This window comes from Nordella sp. HKS 07 (genome assembly GCF_011046735.1).
Taxonomy (GTDB): Bacteria; Pseudomonadota; Alphaproteobacteria; order Rhizobiales; family Aestuariivirgaceae; genus Taklimakanibacter.
Window position 1 is genome coordinate 908731 of sequence record NZ_CP049258.1, and the last position, 13686, is coordinate 922416.

Genomic DNA, 13686 nt, shown 5'->3' on the forward strand with positions numbered 1-13686 from the left:
GCTCATCAATGCCGCCCACGCGCTGCGCCGCAAAACTTCTACTTCGTCTGGTTAAATAAGCCTATAAAGTCAATGTTCCCGCCAACCCTTCGGGAATAGGCAGTGGCTGCCGGCAAAGCAAATGTCCAAGAATCTGTGTCTTCATGGCTCCAGGAAAGTGAAAAGCAAGTTTGCTTTTTGGGCACTCGTCCGGACTACCACGACCATGAAATACGCTTCTTTCATTGCCGCAGTTGCCAGCATATTGCTCATCTCGCCCGCAGATGCTGCCTCAGAGAGCTTCTTTGACAACTTGGCGGGAAATTGGACTGGTTCGGGAAAGGCGTATGTCAAAATATACGGTGAAATTTCAGCGAGGTGCCGGGTCTCGATAAGGGGGACCGAGGTCGTTATCATCATGAGCGGTAGTTGTGGAATGTTGGTGTTCCGGCAACCTCTTGGATTTTCTCTTCGGAAAGCGGGCAATAACAGGTATGTCGGAACCTATACGGGCTCCAAGACTGGGCCTGCCAAACTGGAGGGTACCCTTCGCGGCAACCGACTGGTGATGACCATTAGGTGGGGAGGTCTCGTCAATGGGGACCGCACGGCACAGATGGTGCTTGAACGGACAGGCCCCAATTCCTTCGCCGAGACGGTAAATGACTCTGTAGCCGGAACGAACCGCAACACCGCCAATTTCGCTTTTGTCCGCGAATGAGAATGCCGCTTCGTCGTTCTAGTGTCCCGAATCCGAAGTTCGCCACAGCCAGCGGGACCTTGCGAGTGAACTTCGGATTCGGAAGGACATTAGAAAGCTTAATGAATCTAGTGTGCTTTTGAACGCAAGTTCCTGTCGGTGCTGGCCGCCTGATATCAGGAACTTCGCGTTCAGCACACTAGGGCCCGAGACCTAGAAACACTTTGAAAGCCGCCCACACACCCTTCGGATCGAACTGGCCCTGATAGACGGGCGGCGGCGGAGGGCCACGCTTGAGGAGGCGGTAAATGGCCTCCCAGGCGGTGCGAGTTGAGTATTCGAAGGTGAACGCAATGTCTTTCGGAATCTCCACATACTGGCCGATGAGTCCGAGATTGGTCGCCCCCTCCGGCACTACAGGTGGCCTGTCGCCGTGCCTGCGCACCAGCCAGATGTTGTTCACATAGGGCATGTTGCAGGGAATACAGATCGATGACTTCATGATCGCGTCCGATTTCTCGAACCGAAGATGGCGCAGCAATTCCCCTAGGATCTCCTCGCCCGTGCATTGATCCATGCGTTTCTTCACGAAAGTGCCTTGGCGTTCGGGATAGAGCCCATAGCCCCACCAGACAGACGTGCCCTGGGGCTGATCGAGGATTTCCGGCTGGAGGAAGATCGAGACCGACAGCACCCACCCTGAGTCTTTCAAGGTCAGAAGCCCGCCGCTTCCGGGGTCGCTGCGGGTCAGCCTGGTCATTTGATCGATGAATTCCGTACCCGTCGTGGTGACCGTGAATGTCACCCAGCGCGAGTCGACTATGCGGGGGGCGCCGAAGAACGCGTCCGGATTGCCAAAGCCCTTGTGCTCCTCAGCCAGGCGCTTCCACAGCGCCCAGGACCGCCCGGTGCCCACCGGCTTCGGCGCCGCGGTCATCGATCCCGCCGAAAGGTCAGCCGCCTGCGACCCGGTCGTCAACAGCACGATATCCTCCGGCGCGACGATGACCGAGGGCCGCGGCGCCCCCACGTTCGTAGTCGAGTCGGTTGACGGTTATCCGGCCGGGCGACGATTCGAAGCCGATGTCCTTGACGAAAGTGCCGGTCAAGAAGTTCACGCGGCGCGGCTCCAGCCAAGCGACCAGGGGTTTTACGAACGCTTCGTGCTGGTTGAAGGGCGAGCGCAGAACGTGCGCCATGGTCGAGAGGTCGGGGAACAAGTAGACGAAGCGGTTCATGTAGCGGCGGAATTCGACGACGCTATGCTGAGGTAGCGACCCCATGAGCGTCGACCATAACAGCCAAAATTCCGTCTCAAAGAACTTCGGAGAGAAGAACTCCTCTATCCGCCGCCCGTCCAACCACGCTTCGGGCGTGAGCGAGAGCCGCGCGAGTGCAAAGCCGTCGCTCCAGCTCAACCCGTAACGCGGGCCATGCACGGTACGGAGGTCGCGATCGACGATGTGTGTCTGGTCGTCGAATGGGTGCTCCCTGTTGAAAGTGAAGAGTTGCTCTTTGACTGAAATCTTGGGGTTGGCTTCCGTGGGAATTGTTGCGAGCAGGTCGAAAGCACAGCGGAATTCCCTATCAAAAATAGAGCCAGGCAGGTTGTAGCCGCTCTGGGGACTGCCGTCCAAAAAGAACCCGCCGCCCAGCCGCTCATCCGCCTCGTAGATCGTGATGTCCTGCCCGGCAACGCCTGCATTCCGGATGAGCAACGCCGCCGCCGCCAATCCGCCAAACCCGCCACCGATGAGATGCGCCTTCATCTGCTTCCTCCCTGGAGTCCGGGTTTCGGAAGTCTTCCCGTTTCCCGCCGACCGACGCACCGCCGACCAATGCCAAATGGGACGCGACACGCTCGTCGAACAAGCAATCTAGCTCAGCAAGGACTGTGAAGCATCCGCGCTTCCGCTCAGGGTCAAAAGCCGATTGAACAGGCCTCAGCATGAACATCATGATGCTTCAAATTTTAGGTAATGCTCATTAGATCCTTTGACAGGAGCGCCAAACTGGCGTCTTCTGAATTCCGGGACTGGGGTCGCTCGGTCTCCATCTCCCGCATTGATGACTGCGCGAGCAATTCGGCAACGCATTCGCCGATTCAATCAATTAGCCCACGCCAATACGACCAAAGCTGATTTCATGCGCTCATTCAACGAGAAGCTAGGAGCGAGCTATGCGCACACTATCGATCCTGTCAATCGGAGCCGTCTTATCAGTAAACTCGGCGGCGTTCGCCGGCTCCGAGATGGAACCTCTCAAAATTGCGAAAGAATGCAGTCAGTATTCCGGAGAGGCGCCAAGCTTCTGCACAGTTACCGAATCGAACGTCGCTGCGATACCCAAGGGATCCAAAATCCTCTACTACGGGCCGGTTACCGGCAGTTCGTTGTTTACCAGCAGCGCCGTGGTACTTGCGGTCGGGCCTGGAGACTCGGCTGTTGGATATTGCGTCGTCTACGATACCGCCAAGCCACCGCTTGGTCTGTGCGCATTCCACGCCGGAAGCGGATCTCTCGCCGGATTCCAGGCCATCGCCAAAGTCACAGTTGACGACAAGCAAATCTGGCATTGGGAGGGTGGCTACCTGCTTGGCAGCGCGAAGTAGATTAGACCCGCGCCAAGCCGTGCCCTGTGCACCGTCGCCAGGCAAGAGGAGTTGCGCTGCATACGCCCAAAGCGGCACCGAGACCTGGAGGTACTGGATCGGGTCAGTGAGTAGTTCCGCCATCTGGAATTTCTCGGCTCCGGCTTTTTTAGCAACCTTAGACGACGGGCGGCAGAATTCGGGGAAGGGAGTGACTTCGATGGGCTGATAGCGAGCCGGGGTTTCCTAGAGTCACGTAGAAGCTAATTGAAAAGGGAATGGTTTTTTGCCTGCTCGCCAATGTCCGTTATGGAGTGGATCGCGGACTCAAGTCGGACATTCCGCTACTTCCGGAAAAGGGCCATGTGTGGACGGCTCCGGGCTGTCAAGGTTCTTTTGCATGTCGCAGCGCTGGTCGTAGCAGCCATGTGTTCGGCCTTTGAGCGCGGCTCATAGGGCCGCTGGCCATAATGCCTTCCGCGGATCAGGTCCCGGTCAAAAGCTCGCATTCGACAATGCTGTGGCCCATGTGGGTTGTCCTGATCGCCGGATCGACCGGTTCTGCGTTACCTGCTGTCAGTCCTTTCCAGCCTTCACATCACGCCGTTGCCGGCGCGATCTCGTCCAAAGTCGCCGTGCCCTAGCGAGCCAGCGCGACGGGTTCCCTGTAACGCTCGCCCTTGGCCATCATCGCCCAGGCCATGCGGGCAATCTTGTTGGCGAACGCGATCGCGGCCACCTTTGTCGGCCGCCGCTCCAGCAGCTTGGCAAGCCATGGCCGATGCTTGGTGCCGTGGATTTTCGCGTATCGGATCACCGCCAACGCGCCAGCACAGAACAGCGAGCGCAGGTATCGATCGCCCTGTTTGGTGATATTGCCAAGCCTCTCCCTGCCTCCACTGGAGTTCTGCTTCGGCACCAGCCCAATCCAGGCTGAGAAGTCGCGTCCCGAGCGAAACGCCCTCGGATCGGGAATACTGGCGACCAGCGCGGTTGCCAGCGCCGGACCGACCCCGGGGAGTTCGTCGAGCCGACGGCTGGTCTCGTTTGAGCGATGCCAGGCGTTGATATGCTGGTCGAACGTCAGGATCTGCCGCTTCAGCTGCCATAGTTGACGGCCCAGTGCCTCCAGGCACTCGCGCGCAATCTCGGGCACGCGTCCATCGTCGGGATCGGCAACCACATCGAGCAGCTTCTCGACGCCATTGCGGCCGACTGGTGCGACAATGCCAAACTCGGCAAGGTGGGCGCGGATCGCATTGATCAGCGCAGTCTGCTGGCGAATGAACAGATGCCGCGTACGGTGGAGCATCAGACAGGCTTGCTGGTCGGGTGTCTTGGTCGGCACGAACCGCATGCTTGGCCGCTGCACCGCCTCGCAAATGGCCTCGGCATCGGCCGCATCGTTCTTCTGGCGTTTCACATACGGCTTCACATAGGCCGGCGGCATCAATCGAACCGTGTGCCCGAGTGCCTGCAACTCGCGCGACCAGTGGTGCGAGGACGCGCATGCCTCGATACCAACCACACAAGGCGAAAGCTTCCTGAAGAAACCGAGAACCCGTGACCGCTTGAGACGCTGGCGAATAACCCCCTGGCCGTCTGCGTCAATGCCGTGAACCTGGAAAACAGACTTCGCAATGTCGAAACCGATTGTCGTCACCGCTTGCATATCGAGCTCCTCCGAATCGTGGTCACCTTTTGGCCACCAATCCTATGGCACTTGCGCACCAGGTGGAGGAGCCGTCCACAGCATCAGAAGCGGACTCCAGCATGCGGCGCTTTCGAGTTCCGACGCAGTTACTCCGGAAGGCCAGCTTTGCGAAGGTCTTCGGCAATCCTGTCGCGCAGCGCCATGTGGCGGTAGGGGTGGAATTCGGTCGTTCGCCCAATCCTGTATTGAGGGTTTGTCGCCAGATATTGCTTGGCCTCCTCACGTGCTTCCTCCAGGCTGCCAAGCCGCGCCAGGGCGGCCGTCAATACAACCCGGGACTCGTTTTGATCTGTGGCATTCCTCAGAGCCTTTGCCGCTACCTCATTCAGACCGGCGGCGTATTGGATCGGCGATTGAAGGACCATTCCCAGCAGCGATCATTGTAGCCTCCTATTTGACTTGTCCCCTTGGCGCTACACCACGGCATTGCGTCGGGCCGCCTCGCGGAACCACTGAGCGCTGAGCTTCGGTGTACGCTTCTGTGTTCTGAAGTCCACATACACGATACCGAAGCGGTCGCCGTACCCGTTGATCCACTCGAAGTTATCCATCGCGCTCCACACGAAGTTCCCTTTCAGCGGAATGCCTTCGGCAGTCGCACGCTGCTGCCACATCATGCCGTTTCTCAGATAGGTCAGCCGGTCGGAATCGTAGATGTTGCCATCGGCTGCCACTTCGTCGTTCGCCGCACATCCGTTCTCGGTGATGTAGATCTCTTTCGGCTTCCAGATCGAGTGCAGGAGGCGCGGTGACCAATACTGGGACTCCGGCAAGAGCCGGTGCCAAGCCGAGAACATCTTCGGGTGGGAGATGCTGAACGGCACTTCCCGTTATCCCGGCGGCTCGTCCGACGCCATGATCAGAAGCAGCGGGATGTAGACGTTGATGCCGACAAAATCGACCGGCGAGCCGATGATCTTCATCTCATCGTCGGTGAACTTCGGTGCGTCCTTCGCCGCCGCCTTCAGATAGGCATCGTCGTACCTGCCCTCCATTATGGGTCCGAGAAAGTAGCCGTTCAGCGTTTTGGTGGCCGCTTCCGCGGCCTTCACGTGTTCGGGCGCGTCGATGATCGGGATCGCGTGACCCATGTTCTCGGCCGGTCCGACCCTCGTGCCCACGCGTCCCATCGCACGGATCGCTTGTACGGCCAAGCCGTGGCCGAGGACCGCGTGGTGCCGCACCTGATTGAGCGGCCCGTCTTCAAGCAAGATGCCGGGAGCCCCCATCAGACGAACCGTCTTGCCCTGTACATGCAGTTCGACGCCACGGTACGCCGTCTCGGTGACCTGCTTGAACTCGTTGATTGTGAAGAAGTGGCTTACCCGGTCACTCAGGCTCTTCGCGATCACATCGGCATACTGCCCGAACGCTTTCGCGGTTTCGGCTGACTGCCAGCCGCCGTACCTGTCTTGCAGCGCCTGTGGCAGGTCCCAGTGGTAAAGCGTTGCGAACGGCTCGATGCCACCCGCCTTCAGTTCGTCCACCAGCCGATTGTAGAAGTCGAGGCCCTTTTGATTGACCTGTCCGGTGCCGTCAGGAAAGACGCGCGGCCACGAGATGGAAAAACGATAGGCCTTCGCGCCCATGTCCTTCATCAGCTGCACGTCTTCCTTGTAGCGATGGTAGTGGTCGATCGCGACATCGCCTGTTTCGCCGTTTTTGATCTTGCCCGGCGTGTGGGCAAACGTGTCCCAAATTGATGGTCCCTTGCCGTCCTCGTTCCACGCTCCCTCAATCTGGTAGGCTGCCGTTGCCACGCCCCATAGAAAATCCTTTGGGAACTCGCGCGGGGCTTCGTACTCCGGTTTTTGCTGGGCCTGCGCCCCTGGTGGAGAGCTCATTGCAGGTGCGGCTACTCCGAGTGTGGCAGTGCCAATACCCTTGAGGGGATCAGTTCGCTTGGTCCTTTTGCCCATGCTTGCCTCCTGAGGATAACAGGAGTCGGCGCACCAATGGCCAAGTGGAATTGGCGTCGGTGCGCGACGTCGCTTTCGCAGCGCTCCAGCGGCAATATTCGCAGCAACATCAGTTAGAATAGAATTGGGCGGGTGGGCTGTAAACAAGTCGTATTCCGGTTTGGGTCATTTTCTACCGATCCAGCCGGCTCGGGGTGCCGGTTGATGTCCGCTTGGCCCAAAAGCGACAGGCTGCGGATAATGCTGCCGGTTGCTCGGGAGCGATCGGTTAGCTAGTGGCCCATCGAGTCTTTTCGCTGTGCTATCGAGCCGTCCGCCCGGCAGACTAATGGAGTCGGGACGATGGAATTCAGCTCACCAGGTCGAAGAGGCCTATGCACTCAGCCACAAAAGCCTCAGCACCTGCGCCAAGCTCGGCGCGCGCGGGGCGCGCCAGCATCACCTGGCTCGGCCGCGTCTAATCCGCCAAGAGCCGCGTCACTAGCGCGTTGCCGTCATAGGACATGGTTGCCACCGGCTTCGTCGACAGAAGGCTGTAGCCGAAGCCCCCCGCGACGAGGCCGCGCGGCTCGCATTGCTGCCCGAAGGCGCCAAACTTACCAATGTCTCGCGTGGCCAAGTCGTCGATGAAGCGGTCATGATCGAGGCCTTGCGCAGCGGCCGCATCGCCGAGGCGACGCTCGATGTCTTCGTCCAGGAGCCCTTGCCGGAAGGCCATCCGCTATGGTCGCTCGACAATGTGCTGATCACGCCGCATCTCGCCAGCAACACCACCCCGGCCATCGCGGCGCGCGATGTCGCCGAGAGCATTCGGCGCATCCGCTGGGGCGAACGGCCGCTTCACCACGTCGATCCGAAACGGGGATATTGATCGACAACCGGCAAGAACGGCGTTGTGACGGCGTCGCCCCATCCCAGCGAGATGGTTGCACCGCCGGTTATAACTCCCGCCTTCTCCTGACTGAGGCTCTTGCTGCGCCTGATGCTGGTGCCGCTGTTCGTGGAGGTCGTCAATGAAATCGTCACCAAGCACAGCCGACCAGGGGGCGCCTGCCTAATGCGCAAATGGTCTGCTTAACTTCTGTGCCGTCCTCGACCGACGATTCAAAATTGTTGTTAAAGAGCGAGTTACAACCTAACATCTGTTCGGTCGAGTCGGAAAGCTCAACATTGTCGTTGAGCTGATGATTCGCGCGCGGTGGCATCCGCGCCAGTCACAGGAGGCTAATGTGGCAAAGAAAGCAGCGAAGAGAGCCTTGGTGAGACGTGCGGTAAAGAGGAAAGCCGTCAAGGGCGCCTTGAAGAGGCGCGCCGTCAAGAAAGCCGTCGTTCGCAAAGCCGTGAAGCGTCGGGCGGTCAAGAAAGCCGTCGTTCGCAAAGCCGTGAAGCGTCGGGTGGTCAAGAAGGCCATCGCGCGCAAAGCCTTGAAGCGTCGGGCGGTCAAGAAGGCCATTGCGCGCAAAGCCATCAAGCGTGCAATCGTCAAGCGGGCGCTCCGGCAAGCGATCGTTGCTCGCGCGCTCAGCGAAACGGGCGGTGGTTCGGGCTCCGAATGAGCTGAATGCGCCAGTTGCGCCCCGTCACTCCAGACGGGGCGCATGGATCTCGGACGGGTTGCTGATCAATGGCTCCCGACTTTCGGTCGGGATGACCGAACTCAGTTTGCCACGCCGAAGAGACCTCTGCACTCCGCCGCGAAAACTTCAGCGCCGGCGCCAAGTTCAGTGTGCGCGCGGCGCGCCAGGACCACCTGGCTCGGCCGTGTCTCATCCGCCAGGGGCCGCGTCACCAGCGCGTTGCCGTCATAGGACATGGTTGCCGCCGGTTTCGTCGACAGAAGGCTGTAACCGAAGCCGCCGGCGACGAGGCTGCGCGCCATCTCGAAGGACGCGGTGCGAAAGCGGATATGGGGCGTAAGCCCCCTCTCGCTGAACAGCGACAAGAAGTATTCCCCGCTCGGCGGCGGCTCGAGAAGGATCAAGGGCTCGTTTGCCAGCGTCGCCAGCGGCAAGGCGCTCTCCCGCGCCAGCGGATGGTTCTCGGCGAGCAGAACATAGGGTTGAAGTTCGGTGAGAAGCTCGGTCTCGATCTGGTCGCCCAGATTGAAATCATAGATGAGGGCGAGATCGACATCGCCGGCCTTGATCGCCTCGAGAACGCGCCGGTGGTCGCCTTCGACCAGCTTGAGATCGATCTGGCGGCCCCGGGCGGCGAGGCGGCTCAGCACCTGCGGCACCACATGCGGGCCGAAAGTATGAAAGGCGCCAAGCCGGACCGATTCCACGTCTTCCGACTGACCGTCGCGCCGGGTGTCGATGCGCGACGGCGTGCCGTAGGCGCGGTTGGCATAGATCAAGGGTGATCCGCGATCGAGGGCGAATATCTCCTCGACGCTGCCGATAATCACATAATGCGTGCCGATTTTCTGCGCCGACAGGATGCGGCAATCGAAGGCGGCCAGCGCGTCGACGACGCGCGGCGCACCGGTGGCGAGCGTGGTCCAACTGGTGCAGGAGAATTTATTGCCGTCCGGCGTCTTGAAGCGTCCGGCGAAGCAATCGGAGATGAAGGACTGGTCGTCGCGCAGCACATTCACGCAGAAGATGCCGTTGTCGATGATCGCCTGCGCCGCCGGGCTCAGATGATGCACACAGACGAGCAGCGTCGGGCGCGACGTGTCGGCCGAAACCGAGGCCATCGCCGATACGGTGACGCCATGGCGGCCCGCCTGGCCCTCGGTGGTGACGACATTGACCGTGCAGGCGGCAAGCCCCATGCCATTCAGGAAGCGCTGCCGGAGCGCCGGATCGGGAGAATTATCTGGAGCTTCGGCCATGGATTACCTCCTTCAAGCCGGCAGGATGACGGCCTCGTCGAGCGCCACCGAGAGCGCGATCTCTGAACCGAGTGGTGCCTGGTCGATCGCCGTTGCCCCCTTGGTGCGCAGTTCGATCAGGCCTATTCCCGCAACATTGACCCGGGTCTGCGTATGCGTGCCTTGATAGATATGCGCGGCGACATTGCCCTTGATGATATTGGCGCCCACGCTCCGGGGCCCGGCGATCTCGATATGCTCCGGCCTGATGAAGATATGGACCATCTGGCCGTCTTTGATTTCCTGGCGCGCCAGCTGCCGGCCGTTCAGGGTAATCTCCGGACAGACCTCGAAGCGCAAATCCTGGCCCTGCTTCTGGCAGCGCGCTCTAGGCAAGGCGTTGATCTCGCCGATGAAGGAGGCGACAAAGCCGTTGGCCGGCTGGGTGTAGAGCTCGATCGGCGCCGAGACCTGCTGCACCTCACCGCGATTCATGACTACCACGCGGTCCGACAGGCTGAGCGCCTCGCCCTGATCATGGGTCACGAAGATGGTGGTGAGGCCGGTCTTCTGATGCAGCTCCTTGAGCTCGACCTGCATCTGCAGACGCAGATTCTTGTCGAGCGCGGAGAGCGGCTCGTCGAGGAGCAGCACTTTCGGCCTTATGACGATGGCGCGCGCCAGAGCGATGCGCTGCTGCTGGCCGCCCGAGAGCTGGCGCACCCGCCGCCCCTCCATGCCGGAGAGCTTCACCATGTCGAGGGCCCGCTCGACCTCGGCCTGGACCTGCCTGGCCGGCAGTTTTCGCATGCGCAGGCCGAAGGCGATATTGTCGAAGACATTCATATGCGGGAAGAGCGCATAGCTTTGGAACACCATGCCGGTCTCGCGCATATAGGGCGGAACACTGGAGATGTCCTTGCCGTCGATATGGATGGCGCCCGAGCTCTGCGTCTCGAAGCCCGCCACCATATTGAGGAGCGTGGTCTTGCCGCAGCCCGAGGGGCCGAGGAGCGTCATGAACTCGCCCTTGCGAATGCTAAGCGAAGCCTTATGCACGGCGGTGACATTGGCGAAGGTCTTCGTCACCTCGACGATATCCACCGAATGGCCGCTGTCCCCGCCGGTACCACCTAGCCGGTTGTTCTTATTCATGCTGGTCGAGCCACCTGTCATCAGTGAGAATCTATCGCGAGGACCTTGCGCAGGCCGAGGAAGTGATTGGCCACCAGCAGTATCAGCATGGTGGAGATGATGAGCAGCGCCGAGACCGCGGCGACCGTGGGATCGGTATATTCGCGCATGTAGTTGTACATGGCGACGGGCAGCGTCTGGGTGCGGCTCGCCGTGACATAAAGCGAGGCCGAGAATTCGGTGAGCGACAGGATCGCCGCCACCAGCCAGCCGCCGGCCATGCCCGGAATGATGAGGGGTATGGTGATGCGGCTCAGCACCATCAAGGGCGAGGCGCCGAGATTGGCGGCGGAGCGCTCGAGATTGGGATCGATATTGAGCAGGCTCACATAGACGGCGCGGGCGACGAAGGGCAGCACCAGCACCACATGGGTGATGATGATGATGGTGAGCGTCTGGGTGAGGCTCAATCGCGCCCCGAGCAGCAGGAAGCCGAAGCCCGTGGTGAAATGCGGGATGATCAGCGGCGAGGACAGGATACCCTCGAGCAGGCTCTTGCCCGGGAAAGCATAGCGCACGACCAGGAAGGCGAAGGCCGTGCCGACGGCGAGCGCCAGCGTCGAGGAAATCAAGGCGATGATGAGGCCGGTCTGGAAAGCAGCGCGGAAATCCGGATAAGTGAGCGCCTTCTCATACCAGCGCAGCGAGAAGCCCTCGGGCGGGAAGGACAGGATCTCGCCCGGATTGAACGATGTCATCACCACGACGATCGCCGGGATCGTCATGTAGAACAGGATGCAGCTGACGACCAGCCAGAACAGTGTTTGTCTCCACATGGCTCTCGCGGCTCCCGTCAGTGGATCGCCGTCTGCCGCTCGAGGCGGCCGGCGACGAGTTTCATGAGCGCCAAGCTGGCGAAAGCGCTGATCAGCGCGATCACGCTGAGCGTGGCGGCGAAGGGGAAGTTCAGGGCCGAGAAGCCCTGCAGATAGATGGCGTTGGAGATCATGAGAACCTTGCCGCCGCCGATGAGCTGCGGGGTGGCGAAGGCGCTCATCGTCCAGGCGAAGATCACAATGAATCCGGAGACGATCCCGGGCATGGTGAGGGGGATGATCACGCGCAGGATGACGGTCGCGGGCGGAGCGCCCAGATTGGCGGCGGCCTTCTCGTAATCGGTATTGATATGGCTGATGGCGGTGGCGAGGATGATGATCATCACCGGCATGGCGAACTGGACCAGCGCGATGACGACACCGGCGCGCGTATACATGAAGGTGACGGGCTCGGCGATGATGCCGAGATTCATGAGCACCGTATTGAGGAAGCCATTGGTGCCGAGCACCAGCATCCACGCATAGGTGCGCACGATCTCGCCGGTGAACAACGGCGTGATCGACAACAGGATGAGGAGCGTTCTGATCCACTCGACCTTGGTACGCACCAGCGCGAAGGCGATCGGATAGGACAGTATCAGCGTGAAGAAGGCGGTGGCGAGGCTCAGCACGAAGGTATTGACGACCGCCATGAAGTAGACCGGCCGGTAGATGCGGGCGAAATTGTCGAGCGTGAAACCGCCGACATCGAGAGAGCCGGGGATGAATTCGCGGAAACTGTATTGCAGGATCTCAGCCAGCGCCGCGAGGAAGATGACCGCGACGAGTATGGCCGGAACCAGGAACGGGATGAGGAAGGGGCGCTTGGACATTGGCAAATGAAATGGATGGCCCGCTTGCGGCGGGCCATCCAATGTCCGCTTATTGCATCATGTTCTCGGTGAACCACACCTTCCAGGTGGGCAGCAGCTTGGCCTGGACCTCATCCGGTGTCACGATCGCCTGGGTCGACCACTGCTCCGGCGTGGTGAAGATGCCCGGCAGTTTGGCGAGCTCCGGATCGATCTGGGCATCCTTGTTCATGGGCGAGCATTTGTGGAAGTTGCAGATATCGCGCTGCACGATCGGATCGAGCGCGACATTGATGAACTCCTGCGCCGCGTCGAGCTTCTTGGTGCCCTTGTTGATGCCGAGCGCGCCGATGCCGACGACCGCCCCTTCCTTCGGGATCTCGATGGTGATCGGCACGCCGTTCTGGATCAGGTGATAGGCGTTGATCGACAGCATGATCTGGACCGGCGTTTCGCCCGTCTTGAGAAGATCCTGGCTGGTCGCGTCCGACTGGTAGAAGGCCTTGATATTGGGCTTGAGCTTTTCGAGCAGCGGAATGCCGGCTTCCCATGTGGTGGCGTTGCCGCCGGCCAGGATCGCCGATGCGACGATGATGTGGCTCGGATCGAAATCCGGCATCGACAGCTTACCCGCCACACCTTCCGACCACAGGTCGTTCCACGAGCTGATGCGGAAGTCCTTGGGCATGAGATCGGTGCGGAAGACCGGGCTATAGACATAAGAATAGACGCCGACTTCATAGTCGCCGCGATCCGCCGCCGGATGCAGGTTGGCGAAATTCGGGATCTTGCTCTTGTCGAGTTTCTCGAAGAGGCCGTCGGACTGATAGAGATAGCCGACATGGCTCGTCGTATAGGTCACGTCCGATTCAGGATTGTCCTTGGCGACTTTCGCTTTGGCGAGCCGGTCGAGCGTGCCGCCGGTGATGAACTCGACCTCCATCCCGGTGCGCTTTGTGAACTCCTTGGCGATGATGGCGGCGCCGTCCTTCCAATTGCCGCCCCAGACGCTGACAATGAGCTTTTCCTGCGCCGAAGCGGCGGTGCTGGCGAGGGTGACGACGAGCGCGCCGAGCGCGACCCAAAGCTTCTTCATCTGGACATTTCTCCCTGTTTGTTTGGCGTTTTCTATATTGACCCTGCGTAGC

General features: G+C 60.4%; 14 protein-coding genes and 1 pseudogene. 4 read left to right on the forward strand and 11 right to left on the reverse strand.

Annotation, left to right across the window (positions count from 1 at the left end):
- Positions 1-121 precede the first annotated feature (121 nt).
- Positions 122-700: a hypothetical protein gene (locus G5V57_RS04405; RefSeq protein ID WP_165166374.1), complete on the forward strand. Its 579-nt coding sequence runs from the start codon at positions 122-124 to the stop codon at positions 698-700.
- A gap of 178 nt (positions 701-878) precedes the next feature.
- Here the strand turns inward: G5V57_RS04405 and G5V57_RS34765 are convergent, their stop codons facing one another.
- Together G5V57_RS34765 and G5V57_RS34770 are read right to left on the reverse strand one after the other, a co-directional pair.
- A complete protein-coding gene (locus G5V57_RS34765; RefSeq protein WP_165166375.1) occupies positions 879-1664 on the reverse strand; it encodes an oleate hydratase in 786 nt (261 codons plus the stop codon).
- A complete protein-coding gene (locus G5V57_RS34770) occupies positions 1633-2448 on the reverse strand; it encodes an oleate hydratase (RefSeq protein ID WP_165166376.1) in 816 nt (271 codons plus the stop codon). The genes G5V57_RS34765 and G5V57_RS34770 overlap by 32 nt, the downstream gene beginning before the upstream one ends.
- Before the next feature lie 410 nt (positions 2449-2858).
- Between G5V57_RS34770 and G5V57_RS04420 the strand changes: the two genes are divergently transcribed.
- Entirely contained in the window at positions 2859-3290 is a 432-nt protein-coding gene (locus G5V57_RS04420; protein WP_165166377.1) for a hypothetical protein, read from the forward strand.
- A gap of 619 nt (positions 3291-3909) precedes the next feature.
- On the opposite strand, the gene G5V57_RS04425 is transcribed toward G5V57_RS04420, so the two are convergent.
- The 4 genes and pseudogenes from G5V57_RS04425 to G5V57_RS34205 form a co-directional block, all read right to left on the reverse strand.
- Entirely contained in the window at positions 3910-4941 is a 1032-nt protein-coding gene (locus G5V57_RS04425; RefSeq protein WP_165165892.1) for an IS110 family transposase, read from the reverse strand.
- Positions 4942-5069: 128 nt separating this feature from the next.
- Positions 5070-5348 carry a hypothetical protein gene (locus G5V57_RS04430; protein ID WP_165166378.1) on the reverse strand — a complete coding sequence of 93 codons (279 nt, stop codon included), beginning with the start codon at positions 5346-5348 and terminating at the stop codon, positions 5070-5072.
- A gap of 48 nt (positions 5349-5396) precedes the next feature.
- Positions 5397-6902: pseudogene (locus G5V57_RS04435) on the reverse strand (GH1 family beta-glucosidase).
- A gap of 457 nt (positions 6903-7359) precedes the next feature.
- Positions 7360-7521: a hypothetical protein gene (locus G5V57_RS34205; RefSeq protein WP_246737776.1), complete on the reverse strand. Its 162-nt coding sequence runs from the start codon at positions 7519-7521 to the stop codon at positions 7360-7362.
- Here G5V57_RS34205 and G5V57_RS04440 point away from each other — a divergent pair.
- Together G5V57_RS04440 and G5V57_RS04445 are read left to right on the forward strand one after the other, a co-directional pair.
- On the forward strand, positions 7477-7773 hold the full coding sequence (locus G5V57_RS04440; protein WP_246737522.1) for an NAD(P)-dependent oxidoreductase: 297 nt from the start codon (positions 7477-7479) through the stop codon (positions 7771-7773). The two genes, G5V57_RS34205 and G5V57_RS04440, sit on opposite strands and share 45 nt — an antisense overlap.
- A gap of 388 nt (positions 7774-8161) precedes the next feature.
- Positions 8162-8458 (forward strand): histone-like protein 2, encoded by a 297-nt coding sequence (locus G5V57_RS04445; RefSeq protein ID WP_165166379.1) that lies wholly within the window; start codon positions 8162-8164, stop codon positions 8456-8458.
- A gap of 101 nt (positions 8459-8559) precedes the next feature.
- Here the strand turns inward: G5V57_RS04445 and G5V57_RS04450 are convergent, their stop codons facing one another.
- From G5V57_RS04450 to G5V57_RS04470, 5 genes are read right to left on the reverse strand one after another with little or no spacing between them, the layout of a single operon-like run.
- A complete protein-coding gene (locus G5V57_RS04450; RefSeq protein WP_165166380.1) occupies positions 8560-9738 on the reverse strand; it encodes a LysR substrate-binding domain-containing protein in 1179 nt (392 codons plus the stop codon).
- Between the two features lie 12 nt (positions 9739-9750).
- The gene (locus tag G5V57_RS04455; RefSeq protein WP_165166381.1) at positions 9751-10872 is read right to left on the reverse strand and encodes an ABC transporter ATP-binding protein; all 1122 of its coding nucleotides are present in this window, start codon (positions 10870-10872) and stop codon (positions 9751-9753) included.
- Between the two features lie 20 nt (positions 10873-10892).
- Positions 10893-11687 carry an ABC transporter permease gene (locus tag G5V57_RS04460; protein WP_165166382.1) on the reverse strand — a complete coding sequence of 265 codons (795 nt, stop codon included), beginning with the start codon at positions 11685-11687 and terminating at the stop codon, positions 10893-10895.
- A 17-nt stretch (positions 11688-11704) separates the two neighbouring features.
- Entirely contained in the window at positions 11705-12559 is an 855-nt protein-coding gene (locus tag G5V57_RS04465) for an ABC transporter permease (RefSeq protein WP_165166383.1), read from the reverse strand.
- Positions 12560-12608: 49 nt separating this feature from the next.
- Positions 12609-13634: a PotD/PotF family extracellular solute-binding protein gene (locus G5V57_RS04470; protein ID WP_165166384.1), complete on the reverse strand. Its 1026-nt coding sequence runs from the start codon at positions 13632-13634 to the stop codon at positions 12609-12611.
- Positions 13635-13686: the final 52 nt, after the last annotated feature.

Coding starts and splice junctions, on each gene's coding strand:
- G5V57_RS04405 (WP_165166374.1), top strand. CDS start 122: ATGTCCAAGAATCTGTGTCTTCATGGCTCCAGGAAAGTGAAAAGCAAG.
- G5V57_RS04425 (WP_165165892.1), bottom strand. CDS start 4,941: ATGCAAGCGGTGACGACAATCGGTTTCGACATTGCGAAGTCTGTTTTC.
- G5V57_RS04455 (WP_165166381.1), bottom strand. CDS start 10,872: ATGAATAAGAACAACCGGCTAGGTGGTACCGGCGGGGACAGCGGCCAT.
- G5V57_RS04465 (WP_165166383.1), bottom strand. CDS start 12,559: ATGTCCAAGCGCCCCTTCCTCATCCCGTTCCTGGTTCCGGCCATACTC.
- G5V57_RS04430 (WP_165166378.1), bottom strand. CDS start 5,348: ATGGTCCTTCAATCGCCGATCCAATACGCCGCCGGTCTGAATGAGGTA.
- G5V57_RS04470 (WP_165166384.1), bottom strand. CDS start 13,634: ATGAAGAAGCTTTGGGTCGCGCTCGGCGCGCTCGTCGTCACCCTCGCC.
- G5V57_RS04450 (WP_165166380.1), bottom strand. CDS start 9,738: ATGGCCGAAGCTCCAGATAATTCTCCCGATCCGGCGCTCCGGCAGCGC.
- G5V57_RS34770 (WP_165166376.1), bottom strand. CDS start 2,448: ATGAAGGCGCATCTCATCGGTGGCGGGTTTGGCGGATTGGCGGCGGCG.
- G5V57_RS04460 (WP_165166382.1), bottom strand. CDS start 11,687: ATGTGGAGACAAACACTGTTCTGGCTGGTCGTCAGCTGCATCCTGTTC.
- G5V57_RS04420 (WP_165166377.1), top strand. CDS start 2,859: ATGCGCACACTATCGATCCTGTCAATCGGAGCCGTCTTATCAGTAAAC.